The organism is Pseudomonas sp. HLG18, from assembly GCF_051903985.1.
In the GTDB taxonomy this organism is placed as follows: domain Bacteria; phylum Pseudomonadota; class Gammaproteobacteria; order Pseudomonadales; family Pseudomonadaceae; genus Aquipseudomonas; species Aquipseudomonas fluorescens_BT.
The window spans coordinates 5780362-5798806 of the sequence record NZ_CP195831.1; the positions used below are offsets into that span (position 1 = coordinate 5780362).

The following is an 18445-nucleotide window of genomic DNA, read 5'->3' on the forward strand; positions in this document are numbered from 1 at the left end:
GGTGCAGATTGGTAAAGTGAATGAACTGTTCAAATAATCACCAATTGCCTTGCACCTCTTCAGTCCCTTCTCTACAATTGCGCCCCTTGCTGTGACGGCAGGCACGCATGTGCCCCGCGCCGGTAAGTCCATAAGTGTCATTCACTCCTTGTCTGACCGTTTTTGAGCGGCAGGCTACAACCCGTAAGGAGCATTCATGCGTCATTACGAAATCATCTTTCTGGTCCACCCTGACCAGAGCGAGCAAGTCGGCGGCATGGTTGAGCGTTACACCAAGCTGATCGAAGAAGACGGCGGCAAAATCCACCGTCTGGAAGACTGGGGCCGTCGTCAACTGGCCTACGCAATCAACAATGTTCACAAGGCTCACTACGTGATGCTGAACGTTGAGTGCACCGGCAAGGCCCTGGCCGAGCTGGAAGACAACTTCCGCTACAACGATGCTGTGATCCGTAACCTGGTCATCCGTCGCGACGAAGCCGTTACCGGCCAGTCCGAGATGCTCAAGGCTGAAGAAAACCGCAGTGAGCGCCGTGAGCGTCGCGAACGTCCTGAGCACGATGGCAGCGCCGATGGCGATGACAGCGATAGCGACAGCGACAACAGCGATAACGCTGACGAGTAATCCACGGACCTTTTAAGGAGCCTATCAAATGGCACGTTTCTTCCGTCGTCGTAAATTCTGCCGCTTCACCGCTGAAGACGTGAAGGAGATCGATTACAAAGATCTCAACACTCTGAAAGCCTACGTATCCGAGACCGGCAAAATCGTTCCAAGCCGCATCACCGGTACCAAAGCTCGTTATCAGCGTCAGCTGGCCACCGCTATCAAGCGCGCCCGCTTCCTGGCCCTGCTGGCCTACACCGACAGCCACGGCCGCTGAGACCGGGTAGTCGACAAGTAAGTAAGGGATCGAATGCATGCGTGCCTTGGCTGAATTCATCATGCGGGGGCGTATGCAGGCCACGCTGGTCGTGGCCGGATCTGCGGCATTGCCGCTGTTGTTCTGGTTGAGTGCCGCTGCAGGTTGCCTTGTGCTCCTGCGGCGCGGTTCGGACGCCTTGAGCGTCCTGGGTGTGGGAGTGCTGTCAGCGTTGGTGAGCTGGCACTACCTGAAAGACCCGACGGCACTGATTGTGCTGCTCGGGGCTTGCGGTCTGGCGCTGGTTTTACGCGCCGAACACACCTGGAATCGCGTGCTGCTGGTCAGCGTGGCCGTGGGATTGTTGATTGCCGTGAGCCTGGGATCCGTTTTCGGTTCCTTCACCGAAGCGCTGGCGCAGACGTTTGAACAAGTCTTGCCGCTGGCGATGGGTGAGGTCTACGAGAAATTCTCGGCAGACCAGAAGGCGATTCTCACGGGATTGGCGGTTCCACTGTCGATCATCTCGACAGCGGTGTCGTTGCAGGTTTTTAGCGTGCTGTGCCTGATTCTTGGGCGCTACTGGCAGGCGTTGTTGTATAACCCCGGTGGTTTCGGTCGCGAGTTTCGCGCCATCCGACTGCCGAAAGGCGTTGCGCTGTCGCTTCTGGCCGTCATGTGTGTGGCACCGTTCTTCGGTCTGCACGCACTGGTTCTGTTGCCGTTGTGCAGTGTGCCGCTGTTCTTCGCTGGTCTGGCTCTGGTTCACGGGCTGGTGGCGCAGAAACGGCTGGCCGGTTTCTGGCTGGTGGGGATATACGTCACGCTCGTGCCTTTCATGCACTTGCTCGGTCCGTTGCTTGTGGTCTTGGCCATTGTCGACAGCCTGATTGATTTTCGCGGTCGTCACGTGTCGAAAGACACCGATAACGCGAACGGTGAAGGTTAAAAGTTAAGAGGATTTCCACATGCAACTGATCCTTCTGGAAAAAATCGCCAACCTGGGCAACCTGGGCGACAAAGTAAACGTTAAGGCCGGTTACGGCCGTAACTACCTGCTGCCTTTCGGCAAAGCCACCGCTGCGACCGCTGCCAACCTGGCTGCGTTCGAAGAGCGTCGTGCTGAGCTGGAAAAAGCCGCCGCAGACCGTAAAGCATCGGCTGAAAGCCGCGCTGCCCAACTGGCCGAGCTGGAAGTGACCATCACTGCCACCGCTGGCGACGAAGGCAAGCTGTTCGGTTCGATCGGTACTCACGACATCGCTGACGCACTGACCGCCTCCGGCGTTGAAGTGGCGAAAAGCGAAGTTCGTCTGCCGAACGGCACCATCCGCAACGTGGGTGAATTCGACGTGGCTGTGCACCTGCACGCCGAAGTTGAAGCCACCGTGCGCGTTGTCGTGGTAGCAGCTTAAGCAACACCTGATCGACTGGCGGCTTGTTCGCCAGACGGTTAACATCGGGCACGATCCTGTCTTCAGGTCGTGCCCTTTGTCTTTCTGCAATCCCTGCTTTTCCTGAATAAAAAGTGGCCATGAACGAAATTTCCGCTCCCGAGCAATACGATCTGCAAACCGCCGCGCTGAAGGTACCGCCGCATTCCATCGAGGCCGAACAGGCCGTGCTCGGTGGTCTGATGCTGGACAACAACGCCTGGGAGCGCGTGCTCGATCAAGTCTCCGACGGCGATTTCTACCGGCATGACCACCGTCTGATTTTCCGTGCGATCGCCAAGCTGGCCGATCAGAACTCGCCGATCGACGTCGTGACCCTTGCCGAGCAACTGGACAAGGAAGGTCAGACCTCGCAAGTCGGCGGCCTGGGCTACCTCGGCGAACTGGCGAAGAACACGCCGTCCGTCGCCAACATCAAGGCCTATGCGCAAATCGTCCGCCAGCGTGCGACGTTGCGTCAGTTGATCGGCATCAGCACCGAAATTGCCGACAGCGCCTTCAACCCTGAAGGTCGTACCGCCGAGGAAATCCTCGACGAAGCCGAACGGCAGATCTTCGCGATTGCCGAGGCCCGGCCAAAAACCGGCGGCCCGGTGGGCGTGAATGACCTGTTGACCAAGGCCATCGACCGTATCGACACCCTGTTCAACACCGCTGACTCGATCACGGGCCTGTCCACCGGTTACACCGATCTCGACGAGAAGACCAGCGGCCTGCAACCGGCCGACCTGATCATCGTCGCCGGTCGTCCGTCGATGGGTAAGACGACTTTTGCGATGAACCTGGTGGAAAACGCCGTGTTGCGCAGCGACAAGGTGGTGCTGGTGTACTCCCTCGAGATGCCAGGCGAATCGCTGATCATGCGTATGCTGTCGTCCCTTGGGCGTATCGACCAGACCAAAGTGCGTTCCGGCCAACTGGAAGACGACGACTGGCCGCGTCTTACTTCGGCGGTCAACCTGCTCAACGACCGTAAACTGTTCATCGATGACACCGCCGGTATCAGCCCGTCGGAGATGCGTGCCCGGACCCGGCGTCTGGTGCGCGAGCACGGCGACATCGGCCTGATCATGATCGACTACCTGCAGCTGATGCAGATCCCCGGCTCCAGCGGTGACAACCGGACCAACGAGATTTCCGAGATCTCCCGATCGCTGAAAGCCCTGGCCAAGGAATTCAACTGCCCGGTGGTGGCTCTGTCGCAGCTCAACCGCTCCCTGGAACAACGCCCCAACAAGCGCCCGGTGAACTCCGACTTGCGGGAATCCGGAGCGATCGAGCAGGACGCCGACGTGATCATGTTCGTGTACCGGGACGAGGTGTATCACCCGGAAACCGAGCACAAAGGCATCGCCGAAATCATCATCGGCAAACAGCGGAACGGCCCGATCGGCTTCATCCGTCTTGCCTTTATCGGCAAGTACACGCGCTTCGAAAACCTCGCGCCGGGCAGTTACAACTTCGACGACGATGAGTAACGCGATTGATCACGTCAGGTGATCAAACAGTTTCTGGGCAACTCGCGGACTGATGAGTTCCCGCCAGATCCGCTGGTGGGGTCGGCCAGCCTGTGCTTCGCGCTGTTGAAACGCGCTGCCGAGCTTGCTTTGACCCAGGGTTTTCATGTGTGCACCCTTGAGCGTGTAGTCCAGCGCCGCGCGATCTTGCCTGTCGTAGTGAAAGTGGGCCTCCCACAACTGCGAATTGTCTGAACGGTCGTTGATCGAGTAGACATCGAGGAATGACTTGTCCCTTCCCTTGCCCATTTGTTTGCGTTCTACCGTTTTCACGACTTTCAGCTGTGAGTGATCGAGCAGGAAGTTCAGGCGCAGTACATCCAGGACATCCTTGTTTTTGTACATCCGTATCAGAATGGACTGTCCTTCGGTCTCCATTGATGCCGCGGCGGTTCTGAGCCGACTGATCAATCCGCTGACCTCGGCGTCTTCTGTCACCCGATCAGTGGCCTCCAGACGTTGCGCCAGATCCCTGAAACGATCCGTCTCTGCGCCCAAAAATTCGACGATATTGGTCGGATTGGCTTTGCGGGCTTCCATGATCCGGGCCTGGGTTACGTATTCATTCACGCGTTGAAGGGATTCAGTCGCGTCGCTCACAAGTTGTGGTCTGGGTGTGAGCGCGACGGCGGGGCGAACCTGTTGCCACTCACCTTCGATGTTCTCGTAGCGTTGAGGTGGCTGGTGCGGCTTGAAAAGATCGGGAACCTTGAGAGTAATGCTGCCATCCGCTGCTGTGTCCTGCTCCCCCACCAGAACCCGGTAAGTGCCATGGTGGCGTGTCCGGAACAGTTTTCGCGGGGCGGTTGCCTCGGCCTCCGCAGCGGACTGCTCCGGAAGAAAATCGAAATCGATGTCCTGATCGTAAAGAGGTAATTGGCTGTTGCTGTCGACCTGTTCATGGATTGCGTTCAGGCGGTTGTCGATTTTCGTTTCGAACACATGCATCAGGGACAATGCATGGCTGACGTATTGCGCCTTGACCGGATCCGCTGAAGTATCCAACGATTCGAACCCGGCTCTGTCACTCCTGATGTTTTCCAGCGTCAAATGCAGCGCCAGCGCTTCGGAGTCACCATAGACTTGGTGCAAATCCTTTTTCAACAGGTGCAAGGCCATTGCACTGCGCATGCCGAAAGGCGGCGGATTTTCGGGGTCGTCGGAAATCAGGCGCAGGCAGATGTTGTATTGAGTGGAATGGATCTGATCTACGGTGGGTACTCCACGGTTCATATCGTCCAGATCTGATGTTGCACTACGGTCGGCTTTGCGAATCTGATCCATGACATCCTGGCGATCATTCATGATCTTCAGCTTTTTGTTGAGATGGGCAAAATTGCTCTTTAGCGACTCGACCGTTATTGGATGCGTGGTCGGATAGACCCTGTGATCCATCGCGGCAATCAGCTTGTTGAGATAGTCGACTCTGTTCAACTGTTGAGTATGCAGTTCGCTTTTGTAGAGCCCGCCGGCCTTCAGCAGGATCAACCAGTCCTTGTTGTCGATCAGTGACTTGACGTATTCGGCTTGCATTCTTGTGTGCTTGATGATGTGCACTTCAAGCCTGATCAGCGCCTCTTTCTCTGCCTGGCTTCCCTCAGGAAGATCTCGGGCACTGTCCCAGAGTTCTCCATAGCGCTTGTTGGATGTGACTAGCGCCTCGAAGGCGTTTCTGATGGGCTCATATTTTTGAAGCAAATAGGCTTTGCTGTCCTGAGTCTGTGCAGTACGACGCATGCCTCCCTTGAGTCCATCCAGACTTGTTGTCCAGATGCCATCGGAATTGCGGGTGATTGCCAGCGTTTCACCGGATCGGCTTGCGCGATAGACATTTTCGCTGTCGGCGGCGACCGGGTCCTTCGGATTGACGACGCGCCAGACATTGCGCTGGGGAGATGAAGCGTCAATGTCGCGCATCACCTGATGGGCATGGTTTTCGATGATGACGTAGCGCTTGCCTTCAAAACGATGCAGGCCGTCGCTGTCCGGGTCTGCTCCGGAGAAGTCCAGAGGCGTCCTGAAAGTCGCCAGCCGGCTGGCGGAGAGTGGGAGTGGGCTCTTTTCGAAGTCGATCAGCGGATGCCATCGGTTGCTATCGGGATCATGGAAGAGAATCGGGCCCGAGGGCCTTGATTCACTTCCCAGTCTGGCCCGGTAGAGGGCAGTGTCGGGATCCAGGCTGATCTGCAGGATGCTGCCATCGTGCATATCGACGAACTGCCGGCCCTTTAACCTTCTGAATCCTGATGCGTCGGCGACCGGCAATCGGATGTTCGGGCCGACCCTGTAGGCTTCAAGTAAAGGTGGTGCGGGTATTGCGGTCGGGTATGAATGAGTTTCGCTGACACTCACCGAAGGCGCTTGAGAGATCATGTCCGTGTCTGTGCTGTCCGGGATTCTGCCCGATGTCTGTTCATTGATGAGGCTGTGCTCGGCAGGACGGATAGCGTGCGAGACGTCGTGCCGTGGCAGGTGGTCATGGTTTGATCGCAAAGGCGGGTTATGCACCTCGACGGTGGTTACGCTTCTTGACGGTGGTTTTGCAGGCATCTTTATTCATCCTTGAATAAGTTGAAGGGCATCTTTTGGAGCCGGTGTGTGGCCGGTGGGACAAAGGGGAGAGAAACCGACCACGGCCGTCGGAATTGGTCAAAATTTGTGCTATATTCCGCGCCCGCGAAATTCAATGAAAGCCAACACCGGTTATCGACATGCAAGCAGCCAAGCCGTTATTTGACTATCCAAAATATTGGGCCGAATGTTTCGGGCCAGCGCCGTTCCTGCCGATGAGCAGGGAGGAGATGGATCAGCTCGGCTGGGATTCCTGCGACATCATCATTGTGACGGGAGATGCCTACGTCGATCACCCGTCGTTCGGCATGGCGATCATCGGCCGGCTGCTGGAGTCGCAAGGCTTCCGCGTCGGGATCATCGCGCAGCCGAACTGGCAGTCCAAAGACGACTTCATGAAGCTCGGCGAGCCGAATCTGTTCTTCGGCGTCGCGGCCGGCAACATGGACTCGATGATCAACCGCTACACCGCGGACAAGAAAATCCGTTCCGACGACGCCTATACCCCGGGTGGCATGGCCGGCAAGCGTCCGGATCGCGCGAGCCTGGTCTACAGCCAGCGCTGCAAGGAAGCCTACAAGCACGTGCCGATCGTGCTCGGCGGCATCGAAGCCTCCCTGCGCCGCATCGCCCACTACGACTACTGGCAGGATCGCGTGCGCAACTCGATCCTGATCGACGCCAGCGCCGACATCCTGCTGTACGGCAACGCCGAGCGGGCGATCGTTGAAGTCGCCCAGCGTCTGTCCTACGGTCACAAGATTGAAGACATCACCGATGTGCGCGGTACCGCATTCATCCGCCGTGATACGCCGGCAGGCTGGTACGAAGTCGACTCCACGCGCATCGACCGTCCGGGCAAGATCGACAAGATCATCAACCCGTACGTCAACACCCAGGACACTCAGGCTTGCGCGATCGAGCAGGAGAAGGGCCCGGTCGAAGACCCGCAGGAAGCCAAGGTCGTGCAGATCCTGGCCAGCCCGAAAATGACTCGCGACAAGACCGTGATCCGCCTGCCGTCGATGGAAAAGGTGCGCAACGACCCGGTCCTGTATGCCCATGCCAACCGCGTGCTGCACCTGGAAACCAACCCGGGCAACGCCCGTGCGCTGGTCCAGAAGCATGGCGAGATCGACGTCTGGTTCAACCCGCCGCCGATTCCGATGACCACTGAAGAAATGGACTACGTGTTCGGCATGCCTTACGCACGTGTTCCGCATCCTGCGTACGGCAAGGAAAAGATCCCGGCCTACGACATGATCCGTTTCTCGGTGAACATCATGCGGGGCTGCTTCGGTGGCTGCACCTTCTGCTCGATCACCGAGCATGAAGGCCGGATCATCCAGAACCGTTCCGAAGAGTCGATCATTCGTGAAATCGAAGAGATCCGCGACAAGGTGCCGGGTTTCACCGGCGTCATTTCCGACCTCGGCGGCCCGACCGCGAACATGTACCGCATCGCCTGCAAGAGCCCGGAAATCGAATCCGCTTGCCGCAAGCCGTCCTGCGTGTTCCCGGGCATTTGCCCGAACCTGAACACCGACCACTCGTCGCTGATTCAGCTGTATCGCAGCGCCCGTGCGTTGCCGGGTGTGAAGAAGATCCTGATCGCCTCCGGCCTGCGTTACGACCTTGCGGTCGAGTCGCCGGAGTACGTCAAGGAGCTGGTGACGCACCACGTCGGTGGTTACCTGAAGATCGCCCCGGAACACACCGAGGAAGGTCCGCTCAACCAGATGATGAAACCGGGGATCGGCACCTACGATCGCTTCAAGCGCATGTTCGAGAAGTACACCAAGGAAGCCGGGAAAGAGCAGTACCTGATTCCGTACTTCATCGCCGCGCACCCGGGCACCACCGACGAAGACATGATGAACCTGGCCCTGTGGCTCAAGGGCAACGGCTTCCGTGCCGACCAGGTCCAGGCGTTCTATCCGTCGCCGATGGCCACCGCCACCGCGATGTACCACTCGGGCAAGAACCCGCTGCGCAAGGTCACCTACAAGAGCGACGGCGTGACCATCGTCAAGAGCGAGGAGCAGCGCCGTCTGCACAAGGCGTTCCTGCGTTATCACGACCCGAAAGGCTGGCCGATGCTGCGTGAAGCGCTGATCCGCATGGGCCGCGCCGACCTGATCGGGCCCGGCAAGCACCAGTTGATCCCGACGCATCAACCGGCCACCGACAGCTACCAGAGTGCCCGTCGCAAGAACTCGACGCCGGCCGGCAGCCATAAAGTGGCGAAGGACGTAAAAGAGAAGACCACCAGGATCCTCACCCAGCACAACGGCCTGCCACCGCGCGCCAGCGACGGCGGCAATCCCTGGGACAAGCGTGAACAGGCCAAGGCCGCGGCATTCGCCCGCAACCAGCAGGCCGCCAAGGAGCGCAAGGAAGCCGCGAAAGGCAAGGGACCGAAACCGGCACGCAAACCGGTCGTACCGCGCTAAAACGCACTTGAGCTGAGCAGAACGCCAACCTTCGGGTTGGCGTTCTGCGTTGTGCCTCGCAACATTTGCGTGCAACTGTGCCAAACCATTTCACCGCATCGCCCGATTTTGGTGCTGTACTGCCCTGAGCATTCCGGGAAAGCGCCCAAGCCTCTGCATGGCATAAGTCTTGCGCGCTTTCGAATACGCTTGGGCTCGCAGGAGGCACGCCGTGTCGATTCATGTCGCATTGCATCACGTCACGCATTACCGCTACGACCGCGCTGTCGAACTCGGCCCGCAGATCGTGCGTCTGCGCCCGGCTGCCCACAGCCGCACGCGGATTTTGTCTTATTCACTGAAAGTCTCCCCCGAGCGGCACTTCATCAATTGGCAGCAGGACCCTCAGGGCAACTACCTTGCACGGCTGGTGTTCCCCGAGAAAACCGCCGAACTGCGGATCGAGGTCGACCTGCTGGCCGAGATGGCGGTGTTCAACCCGTTCGACTTTTTCCTTGAACCCTACGCCGAGAAAATCCCCTTTGCCTACGCCGCCGATGAGCGCAAGGAACTGGCGCCGTACCTCGAAACCCTGCCGCTGACGCCGACATTCAAGGCCTATCTGGACGCCATCGACCGTACGCCGCTGCCGGCCGTGGATTTCCTGGTAGCGCTCAACCAGCGTCTGAGCGAAGACATCAATTACCTGATCCGCATGGAGCCGGGTGTACAGACCCCGGAACATACCCTCGAACACGCCTCCGGTTCCTGCCGCGATTCGGCGTGGCTGCTGGTGCAACTGCTGCGCAATCTCGGGCTGGCAGCGCGTTTCGTTTCCGGTTACCTGATTCAGCTGACCGCCGACGTGAAAAGCCTCGACGGCCCGTCCGGCACCGAAGTGGATTTCACCGACCTGCACGCGTGGTGCGAGGTGTATCTGCCGGGAGCGGGCTGGATCGGTCTCGATGCGACGTCGGGGCTGTTCGCCGGGGAAGGGCATATCCCGTTGGCCTGCAGTCCCGATCCGTCTTCCGCGGCGCCGATCAGCGGTCTGGTGGAGCCTTGCGAATGCGAATTCAGCCACGAAATGTCCGTGGAGCGGGTCTGGGAAGCGCCACGGGTGACCAAGCCTTACACCGATGAACAGTGGCTGGCGATCCAGGCCCTGGGCCGGCAGATCGATGCCGACCTGATGGAAGGCGACGTGCGCCTGACCATGGGCGGCGAACCGACCTTCGTGTCCATCGACGACCCGGACGGCGCCGAATGGAACACCGCTGCGCTCGGCCCGGACAAGCGTCGGCTCTCCGCCGAACTGTTCCAGCGCCTGCGCAAGCATTACGCGCCCAAAGGGCTGGTGCATTTCGGTCAGGGCAAGTGGTATCCCGGAGAACAACTGCCGCGCTGGTCGCTCAATTGCTACTGGCGCCGCGACGGCGTGCCGATCTGGCACAACAACGCACTGATCGCCGACGAGCAGCAGGATTACGGCGCCGATGGCGCACTGGCCGGACGCTTTCTGGCGAGTGTCGCCGAGCGCCTGAAACTGCCGACACGTTTTGTGTTCCCGGCCTACGAAGACAATTTCTATTACCTCTGGCGCGAGGGCGCCTTGCCGAGCAACGTCAGCGCTGAAGACTCGCGTCTGGAGGAACCACTGGAACGTGCGCGACTGCGCAAGGTGTTCAGTCAGGGGCTGGACAAGGTCATCGGCCAGGTGCTGCCGCTGGCGCGCACCGCCAAGGGCGATCAGTGGCAGAGCGGGCGCTGGTATCTGCGCGATGAGCATTGCCGGCTGGTGCCGGGGAATTCACCGCTGGGCTATCGCCTGCCGTTGGGTTCACAGCCCTGGGTGAAGGCGGCGGAGTATCCGTTCATTCATCCGAACGATCCGAATCAGGATTTCCCCGAGTTGCCCGAAACGACGCAGCTCAACGATCACCGTGAGCCGGCTCCGGCGGACGAACGTGCACCGAAGATCGACGAGTCCGCTGATTGGCTGACCCGCACCGCCTTCTGCGCCGAGGCCCGGGAAGGCCGGTTGTACCTGTTCATGCCGCCGCTGGAGCGGGTCGAGGATTATCTGGAACTGGTCGCGGCCATCGAAGCCACCGCCGAGGAGCTGCATTGCCCGGTATTGCTGGAAGGCTATGAGCCGCCGAGCGATCCGCGTCTGAGCAACTTCCGCATCACCCCGGATCCTGGCGTGATCGAGGTCAACGTGCAGCCGTCGGCGACCTGGGACGAGTTGGTCGAACGCACAGAGTTTCTGTACGAAGAAGCGCGCCAGACCCGGCTGTCCACCGAGAAGTTCATGATCGACGGGCGCCACACCGGTACGGGCGGCGGAAACCATTTCGTGCTCGGCGGCGCGACGCCGGCGGACTCACCGTTTTTACGCCGCCCGGATCTGCTGCGCAGCCTGATCAGCTACTGGCACAACCATCCATCGCTGTCCTACCTGTTTTCCGGTCTGTTCATCGGCCCGACTTCTCAGGCGCCGCGAGTCGATGAAGCGCGCAACGATGCGCTGTATGAGCTGGAAATCGCCTTCGCGCAAATGCCCGCACCGGGAGAAGAGTGCGCGCCATGGCTGGTGGATCGGCTGTTACGCAATCTGCTGATCGACGTCACCGGCAACACCCACCGCGCCGAGTTCTGCATCGACAAGCTGTATTCACCGGACGGCGCCACCGGGCGCCTCGGTCTGCTGGAGTTGCGCGCGTTCGAGATGCCGCCCCATGCGCGCATGAGTCTGGCTCAGCAGCTGTTGCTGCGGGCACTGGTGGCGCGGTTCTGGCGCGAGCCTTATGCACCGCCGAAGCTGGCGCGCTGGGGCACCGAGTTGCATGACCGTTTCCTGCTGCCGCATTTCATCGAGCAGGACTTCGCCGACGTCATCGTCGAGCTCAACAACGCCGGTTACCCCCTGCGTGCCGAATGGTTTGCGGCGCATCTGGAGTTTCGCTTCCCAAAGGTCGGCGATTACGCCGTCAACGGTATCGAACTGGAGTTGCGCCAGGCCCTTGAGCCCTGGCATGTGCTGGGTGAGGAGGGCGCGGCGGGCGGCACGGTACGCTACGTCGATTCATCGCTGGAGCGTTTGCAGGTCAAGCTCACGGGGCTGCCGCCGCAGCGATATCTGCTGACCTGCAATGGCATCCCGGTGCCGCTGCAACCGACCGGGCGGGTCGGCGAGTTTGTCGCCGGCGTGCGTTTCCGCGCCTGGCAGCCGGCCAACTGCCTGCAACCGACGATCCCGGTGCATGCGCCGCTGGTGTTCGACCTGCTCGATACCTGGATGCAGCGCTCGCTGGGCGGCTGCCAGTACCACGTTGCGCATCCGGGCGGACGCAATTACGAGACGCTGCCGGTCAACGCCAACGAAGCGGAGAGCCGGCGCATGGCGCGTTTCTTCCGCATCGGACATACGCCGGGGAAACTTCCGATACCCAATGTCGAAACGAATGACGAATTACCGATGACACTCGATTTACGACGTTTCTGAATCAGGCACGACGCCCGGATTTTTCGTATATCCGGGCGTCATGTGCCTGCGTTAGTCTGACCGTTCCTTGCTGGCTGCCGAGCTTTCCATGCCTGACCTGCTTGACCGCTACCCGCTGACGGCGGGCACCTATCACGAACTGCTCGACGACAGCGGAGCGGTGCGTCCGCACTGGCAGCGGCTGTTCGACCAATTGCAGCGCAGCACCCCGGCGCAACTGGTGCAGCGTCAGGCGCTGCTGACCCGACAGATTCAGGAAAACGGCGTCACCTACAACGTCTATGCCGATCCCAAGGGGGCGGATCGTCCCTGGGAGCTGGATCTGCTGCCCCACGTGATCGCCGCTGGCGAGTGGCAACAACTGTCGGCCGGGATCGCCCAGCGCGCACGCTTGCTCAATGCGGTGCTGGCGGATCTGTACGGCCCGCAACAGTTGATCCGCGAAGGGCTGCTGCCGGCAGAACTGGTGTTTGGCCACAACAACTTCCTCTGGCCCTGTCAGGGCATCGCGCCGCCGGACGGGGCCTTTCTGCACCTGTATGCCGTGGATCTGGCGCGCACGCCGGACGGTCGCTGGTGGGTGACCGCGGATCGTACCCAGGCGCCATCCGGTGCCGGTTATGCACTGGAAAACCGCACCATTGTGTCCCGGGCCTTCCCCGAGTTGTACCGGGATCTGAAGGTGCAGCACCTGGCCGGATTCTTCCGCACCTTGCAGGAAACCCTGGCCCGTCAGGCCCCCTGCGACGATGACGCGCCGCTGGTGGTGTTGCTGACCCCGGGGCGTTTCAACGAAAGCTATTTCGAACATCTTTATCTCGCCCGTCAGCTCGGTTATCCACTGGTTGAGGGCGGCGACCTGACGGTGCGTGATGCCACGGTCTACCTGAAAACCCTCAGCGGTCTGCGTCGGGTCCACGCGATCATGCGTCGGCTCGACGATGACTTCTGCGATCCGCTGGAACTGCGTACGGATTCGGCGCTGGGCGTTCCCGGATTGCTCGAGGCCGTGCGTCAGGGCCGGGTGCTGGTGGCCAATGCACTGGGCAGCGGCGTGCTGGAGTCGCCGGGGCTGTTGGGTTTTTTGCCGAAGATCAATCAGTACTTGTTCGGCGAAGAACTGATCCTGCCCTCCATCGCCACCTGGTGGTGCGGGGAGGCACCGGTGCTGGCCCAGGCGTTGGAAAAACTGCCGGAGTTGCTGATCAAACCGGCCTTCCCGTCCCAAAGCTTCGCTCCCGTTTTCGGGCGAGACCTGAGTGAGAAACAGCGTCAGAGTCTCGCCGAGCGCATGCAGGCCCGGCCTTATGCCTATGTCGCGCAAGAACTTGCGCAACTGTCCCACGCGCCGATCTGGCAGCCCGAGGACGGCCAGTTGCAACCGCGTGCCATTGGCATGCGCATGTATGCGGTGGCCAGTCATGATGGTTATCGGGTGTTGCCCGGTGGCCTGACCCGGGTGGCGGCCGAAGCCGACGCCGAAGTGGTGTCGATGCAGCGTGGTGGCGCGAGCAAGGACACTTGGGTGCTGGGAGACCGGCCGCCAAGCGGCGAGCAGTGGAAGACCCAGCGCAACATCGGCGTGCATGATCTGGTGCGGCGCGATCCCTATCTTCCGTCCCGGGTGGTGGAAAACCTGTTCTGGTTCGGCCGTTATTGCGAGCGCTGCGACGACAGCGCGCGGCTGTTGCGGATCATGCTGGCGCGTTACATCGACGGGGATGATCCGCAAGCCTTGCAGGCTGCCGTGGAGCTCGGCGAGCGCCTGATGCTGCTGCCGGACGAAGGCGAGCTGCCAGAGCGTCTGCTCGCGGCCCTGCTTGGCGAGGACTGGTCGTTCAGCCTGCGCTCCAACCTGCAACGCTTGCAGTGGGCGGCGTCGCAGGTGCGCGGCAAGCTCTCGCGGGAGAACTGGCAGGCGCTGGTGGAATTGCAGCGCGAGGCGACGGAGCTGGACACCGATGAGCCGGACTTTGGCGAGTTGCTGGATTTTCTCAATCGGCTGGTGATGTCACTGGCGGCGCTGTCCGGGTTTGCCCTCGATGACATGACCCGCGACGAAGGCTGGCGTTTCCTGATGATTGGCCGGCGGATCGAGCGCCTGCAGTTTCTCAGCAGCAGTCTCGCGGGTTTCCTGCGCGGCGCCGGGGCGTTCGATCAAGCGGGACTTGAGTGGTTGCTGGAGCTGGGCAACAGCAGCATCACCTATCGCTCGCGTTATCTGGCGGTGGCGCAGTTGATCCCGGTGCTCGACCTGTTGCTGCTGGACGAGCAGAACCCCCATGCGGTGTTGTTCCAGTTGAAACTGGTGACGCGCACGCTCAAGCGTTTGAGCGACGATTTTGATGCGCCTCGGGAGGCCGGGTTGCCGCAACTGGTCGAGCGTCTGGCGCGCTTCGATCTGGGGTGTCTGGAAAACCCCCTGTTCGGCGAATCCAGCGTGCGCGCGGCCCTCGATGGTCTGGCGGATCTGCTGCAAGACATCGCCGACGCCAGCGGCCAGGTGTCCGATCGACTGGCCCTGCGTCATTTCGCCCATGTCGATGATGTCAGCCAACGCACGGTGTCCGTCTGATGAATGCCCACTACCAGATTCTTCACGATACCTGCTATCACTACGACAGCCCGGTCTCCCTGGCGCAGCAACTGGCGCACCTGTGGCCCCGTGAGTGCGCCTGGCAGCGCTGCACCGAACAGCAATTGCTGATCAGTCCGGAACCGACCGCCCGGCGTGACGAGCAGGATGTGTTTGGCAATCCGCTGACACGCCTGGCGTTCGAACGGCCTCACGATGAATTGCAGGTCAACGCCCGGCTGACGGTCGAGGTGCTGGCGCGGCCGGCGCTGGATTTCAATCTGTCCCCGGCCTGGGAGCAGACCTGCAATTCGCTGACCTACACCAGCCAGCCATTGTCCACCGAGCTGCTGGAAGCTTGCCGTTACCGGTTTCAATCCCCCTACGTTCATTTGAAACGCAGCTTTGTCGAGTTTTCCGAAAGCTGTTTCCCGCCCGGGCGACCGCTGCTGCTGGGCGTACAGGCGTTGATGGAGAAGATCTTCGATGAATTCACCTTCGATGCCGAGGCCACGCAGGTCGCGACACCGTTGGTCGAGGTGCTGGAGCGCCGGCGCGGGGTCTGTCAGGACTTCGCTCACCTGATGCTGGCCTGCGTGCGTTCCCGAGGATTGGCGGCGCGCTACATCAGCGGCTACCTGCTGACACGGCCGCCACCGGGGCAACCGCGATTGATTGGCGCCGATGCGTCTCATGCGTGGGTTTCGGTGTTTTGCCCGGTGCTCGGCTGGGTGGATTTCGATCCGACCAACAATGTGCAGCCGGCACTGGAACACATCACCCTGGCCTGGGGCCGGGATTTCTCCGATGTGTCGCCGTTGCGCGGGGTGATTCTGGGCGGTGGCAATCACGACCCGGAAGTCCGCGTCACCGTGTTGCCATTGGAGGAATGAAGATCAAATGTGGGAGCGGGCTTGCTCGCGAAAGCAATGGTTCAGTCATGAATGTCACGACGCTTTCGCGAGCAAGCCCGCTCCCACAGGGATTGTGTTCAAGGTTTCAGCAATGTGCTCAGGCGTCTGGCGTCTGATCTTTCGGTGCATCAACATCAATTGCATCATCATCGGTCGCCACTTCACCGTCAGGGTTCAGTGCCGCTTCTTCAGCCATCTGTTTCTTGCGCTGAAGCTTTTCCTCTTTCTTCTGTTCCTTGGCCAGGTCACGTTGACGCTTGGCGAAGGAGTAATTGGGTTTGGCCATGGGCGATCCTCTGGGGTCGAAGGTGAGGTTGAGCGGCGCGTATTCTGCCCTGTATCGGTGCTCGGGGGTTAACCGGGTTTCTGGTCGACCCACTTTGGCGTGACGGTCGGCTGCCACTGATCGAGGGCATCGAGCAGCGTTTGCGGCGATTCGCTTACTTGCAGCATGTCACGGTGCGGTGCGCGAACGAAGCCTTCGCCGACGATGTGATCGAGAAATGCCGTGAGTTTGCTGTAGAAACCGTTCACTTCCAGCAGACCCAGCGGCTTGCCGTGGTAACCGAGCTGGCCCCAGGTCCAGACTTCGAACAGCTCTTCAAGCGTGCCGAGGCCGCCGGGCAGGGCGATGAACGCATCGCTGAGTTCAGCCATCCGCGCCTTGCGCGCGTGCATGCCGTCGACCACTTCCAGGCGCGTCAGGCTCTTGTGGCCGATTTCCTTGTCCATCAGGCTCTGCGGAATGATGCCGATCACTTCACCGCCGGCCGCCAGTGCGGCATCCGCGACGATCCCCATGAGGCCGACAGCGCCACCGCCGTAGACCAGGGTCAGTTTGCGCTCGGCAATGGCTGTGCCGAGGGCGATGGCGGCTTCGGTGTACGCCGGGGTGGTGCCGGCGTTGGCACCGCAAAATACACAAACGGATGTGAGAGACATGCCTTCCTCCTGGGTCAATCCGTCACAGGGTAATGGCTGGCACGCCTTGATCCAAGGGCTAGACTTCGCGTTTCGGGGTTTCATAGGTGCCGCTGGCGCCACAGGCGTAGGCGGCGAGCAGACTGTACAGCAGGCTGTTGAGGGACATGACTGATGCTCCAGTTGAGTTGAGCCCTGAAGATACGTCCCGGCCAAACGTCTGGCTGTTAGATTGTTTCGATGAGTGTCATAGCCTGAAAGTTGTATACAATTTTTGACTCAAGTCATAGGAACTTGCGAAGATTTCAGGCAGTCTTTCCACCACTCGTGTTTTTGTTAACCCTGCCTTGGAGATTCACCATGTTTTCCAAAGTTGTTGCGGTATCCCTGCTGGCGCTGGCCAGCAGCCAATTGATGGCTGCCGAGTGCAAAACCACCGTCGATTCCACCGACCAGATGTCCTTCAACACCAAGGAGATCGTGATCGACAAGAGCTGCAAGACGTTCACCGTCGAACTGACCCACTCCGGCAGCCTGCCGAAGAATGTCATGGGCCACAACCTGGTGGTCAGCAAGACCGCTGACATGCAGCCGATCGCCACCGACGGCCTGGCCGCCGGCATCGACAAGAACTACCTGAAGGACGGTGATGAGCGCGTTATCGCCCACACCAAAATCATCGGCGCCGGCGAGAAAGACTCGCTGACCATCGATGTATCGAAACTGGCAGCCGGCACCGATTATGGCTTCTTCTGCTCGTTCCCTGGCCACATCTCGATGATGAAAGGCACAGTGGTTGTGAAGTAAGAAAGCCGCAGGCAAAAAAAAGCGTCCCGAAGGACGCTTTTTTCATGCCTGAAATTCAGGGCGCAAACGGCATGACCCGCTTGTGATGAGTCTTTTTGTAGGTGTTGACGATGATGTCGAACGCTTCCTGACGCACCGGCTCGCCGTGCAGGAAGGCGTCGATCTCGGCGTAGGTCACGCCGTGGGAGGCTTCGTCCGGTTTGCCCGGCGACAGGTCTTCCAGATCCGCCGTCGGCACTTTTTCCACCAGCGATTCCGGTGCGCCGAAGCTGCGGGCGATGGCCCGGACCTGGTTTTTCACCAGACCGCTGAGCGGGGCCAGGTCGCAGGCGCCGTCACCGAACTTGGTGAAGAAACCCATCACCGCTTCCGCCGCGTGGTCGGTGCCGATTACCAGGCCATGGGCTGCGCCGGCGATGGTGTACTGGGCGACCATGCGCATCCGCGCCTTGGTGTTGCCGAGCACGAAATCCACCGACACCGCGTGCTTGCCTTCGAAGGCTGCGACTTCGCCGGCCAGGGATTTGACCGCCGGGCCGATGTTGACGGTATGGCGCTCGTCCGGGGCGATGAAGTCCACCGAAGCCTGGGCGTCGTGTTCGTCGAACTGCACGTCGTACGGCAGGCGCACGGCGATGAACTTGTAGGCGCTGTCGCCAGTGCGCTCGCGCAGTTCACGCATGGCGCGCTGGGCCAGCAGGCCTGCAGTCAGCGAGTCGACACCGCCGCTGATGCCCAGCACCAGGGTCTTGAGGCCGGAGTTGACCAGGCAATCCTGGATGAAGGTGATGCGCCGGGCGACTTCGGCCTGAAGGGCATGGTAGTCGGCGAATGGCGGCTGGACCTTGAGCTGTTCAGCAATCTCACGCTGTACGGCTTGCAT

Annotated in this window: 14 protein-coding genes; 10 read left to right on the forward strand and 4 right to left on the reverse strand. The window is 60.4% G+C overall.

Annotated features, from left to right (window positions below; genetic code table 11):
* Positions 1-196: 196 nt before the first annotated feature.
* The 5 genes from rpsF to dnaB all read left to right on the forward strand — a co-directional run bounded on the left by rpsF (position 197) and on the right by dnaB (position 3795).
* Entirely contained in the window at positions 197-625 is a 429-nt protein-coding gene (gene rpsF, locus ACSPX5_RS26495; protein WP_007950702.1) for a 30S ribosomal protein S6, read from the forward strand.
* A gap of 28 nt (positions 626-653) precedes the next feature.
* Entirely contained in the window at positions 654-884 is a 231-nt protein-coding gene (rpsR, locus tag ACSPX5_RS26500; protein ID WP_002551829.1) for a 30S ribosomal protein S18, read from the forward strand.
* 37 nt (positions 885-921) lie between these two features.
* Positions 922-1812 (forward strand): hypothetical protein, encoded by an 891-nt coding sequence (locus ACSPX5_RS26505; RefSeq protein ID WP_207865610.1) that lies wholly within the window; start codon positions 922-924, stop codon positions 1810-1812.
* 19 nt (positions 1813-1831) lie between these two features.
* Positions 1832-2278, forward strand: coding sequence for a 50S ribosomal protein L9 (gene rplI / locus ACSPX5_RS26510; RefSeq protein ID WP_003186385.1), 447 nt, complete (start codon positions 1832-1834; stop codon positions 2276-2278).
* A 119-nt stretch (positions 2279-2397) separates the two neighbouring features.
* Positions 2398-3795, forward strand: coding sequence for a replicative DNA helicase (dnaB, locus tag ACSPX5_RS26515; protein ID WP_085711165.1), 1398 nt, complete (start codon positions 2398-2400; stop codon positions 3793-3795).
* Between the two features lie 9 nt (positions 3796-3804).
* Here dnaB and ACSPX5_RS26520 read toward each other — a convergent pair whose 3' ends face one another.
* Complete coding sequence (locus tag ACSPX5_RS26520; RefSeq protein WP_439820559.1) at positions 3805-6384, reverse strand: hypothetical protein; 2580 nt, start codon at positions 6382-6384, stop codon at positions 3805-3807.
* A 161-nt stretch (positions 6385-6545) separates the two neighbouring features.
* Here ACSPX5_RS26520 and ACSPX5_RS26525 point away from each other — a divergent pair, with 161 nt between their 5' ends.
* From ACSPX5_RS26525 to ACSPX5_RS26540, 4 genes are all read left to right on the forward strand, one after another.
* The gene (locus ACSPX5_RS26525) at positions 6546-8858 is read left to right on the forward strand and encodes a YgiQ family radical SAM protein (RefSeq protein ID WP_169428622.1); all 2313 of its coding nucleotides are present in this window, start codon (positions 6546-6548) and stop codon (positions 8856-8858) included.
* 211 nt (positions 8859-9069) lie between these two features.
* The gene (locus tag ACSPX5_RS26530) at positions 9070-12345 is read left to right on the forward strand and encodes a DUF2126 domain-containing protein (protein ID WP_439820560.1); all 3276 of its coding nucleotides are present in this window, start codon (positions 9070-9072) and stop codon (positions 12343-12345) included.
* 88 nt (positions 12346-12433) lie between these two features.
* Complete coding sequence (locus ACSPX5_RS26535) at positions 12434-14920, forward strand: circularly permuted type 2 ATP-grasp protein (RefSeq protein WP_439820561.1); 2487 nt, start codon at positions 12434-12436, stop codon at positions 14918-14920.
* The gene (locus ACSPX5_RS26540) at positions 14920-15813 is read left to right on the forward strand and encodes a transglutaminase family protein (protein WP_169428625.1); all 894 of its coding nucleotides are present in this window, start codon (positions 14920-14922) and stop codon (positions 15811-15813) included. Before ACSPX5_RS26535 ends, ACSPX5_RS26540 begins: the two co-directional genes overlap by 1 nt.
* A gap of 118 nt (positions 15814-15931) precedes the next feature.
* On the opposite strand, the gene ACSPX5_RS26545 is transcribed toward ACSPX5_RS26540, so the two are convergent.
* Both ACSPX5_RS26545 and ACSPX5_RS26550 read right to left on the reverse strand, forming a co-directional pair.
* On the reverse strand, positions 15932-16120 hold the full coding sequence (locus ACSPX5_RS26545) for a hypothetical protein (protein ID WP_169428626.1): 189 nt from the start codon (positions 16118-16120) through the stop codon (positions 15932-15934).
* 68 nt (positions 16121-16188) lie between these two features.
* Positions 16189-16776, reverse strand: coding sequence for a TIGR00730 family Rossman fold protein (locus ACSPX5_RS26550; protein WP_169428627.1), 588 nt, complete (start codon positions 16774-16776; stop codon positions 16189-16191).
* Positions 16777-17115: 339 nt separating this feature from the next.
* On the opposite strand from ACSPX5_RS26550, the gene azu reads away from it, so the two are divergent.
* The gene (gene azu, locus ACSPX5_RS26555) at positions 17116-17562 is read left to right on the forward strand and encodes an azurin (RefSeq protein ID WP_065258792.1); all 447 of its coding nucleotides are present in this window, start codon (positions 17116-17118) and stop codon (positions 17560-17562) included.
* Positions 17563-17617: 55 nt separating this feature from the next.
* Here azu and nadE read toward each other — a convergent pair whose 3' ends face one another.
* Complete coding sequence (gene nadE / locus ACSPX5_RS26560) at positions 17618-18445, reverse strand: ammonia-dependent NAD(+) synthetase (RefSeq protein WP_169428628.1); 828 nt, start codon at positions 18443-18445, stop codon at positions 17618-17620.

Bases quoted from the DNA above. Each gene is read 5' to 3' on its own strand.
- rpsF (WP_007950702.1), top strand. From the start codon at position 197: ATGCGTCATTACGAAATCATCTTTCTGGTCCACCCTGACCAGAGCGAG.
- rpsR (WP_002551829.1), top strand. From the start codon at position 654: ATGGCACGTTTCTTCCGTCGTCGTAAATTCTGCCGCTTCACCGCTGAA.
- ACSPX5_RS26505 (WP_207865610.1), top strand. From the start codon at position 922: ATGCGTGCCTTGGCTGAATTCATCATGCGGGGGCGTATGCAGGCCACG.
- rplI (WP_003186385.1), top strand. From the start codon at position 1,832: ATGCAACTGATCCTTCTGGAAAAAATCGCCAACCTGGGCAACCTGGGC.
- dnaB (WP_085711165.1), top strand. From the start codon at position 2,398: ATGAACGAAATTTCCGCTCCCGAGCAATACGATCTGCAAACCGCCGCG.
- ACSPX5_RS26520 (WP_439820559.1), bottom strand. From the start codon at position 6,384: ATGCCTGCAAAACCACCGTCAAGAAGCGTAACCACCGTCGAGGTGCAT.
- ACSPX5_RS26525 (WP_169428622.1), top strand. From the start codon at position 6,546: ATGCAAGCAGCCAAGCCGTTATTTGACTATCCAAAATATTGGGCCGAA.
- ACSPX5_RS26535 (WP_439820561.1), top strand. From the start codon at position 12,434: ATGCCTGACCTGCTTGACCGCTACCCGCTGACGGCGGGCACCTATCAC.
- ACSPX5_RS26540 (WP_169428625.1), top strand. From the start codon at position 14,920: ATGAATGCCCACTACCAGATTCTTCACGATACCTGCTATCACTACGAC.
- ACSPX5_RS26545 (WP_169428626.1), bottom strand. From the start codon at position 16,120: ATGGCCAAACCCAATTACTCCTTCGCCAAGCGTCAACGTGACCTGGCC.
- ACSPX5_RS26550 (WP_169428627.1), bottom strand. From the start codon at position 16,776: ATGTCTCTCACATCCGTTTGTGTATTTTGCGGTGCCAACGCCGGCACC.
- azu (WP_065258792.1), top strand. From the start codon at position 17,116: ATGTTTTCCAAAGTTGTTGCGGTATCCCTGCTGGCGCTGGCCAGCAGC.
- nadE (WP_169428628.1), bottom strand. From the start codon at position 18,445: ATGCAAGCCGTACAGCGTGAGATTGCTGAACAGCTCAAGGTCCAGCCG.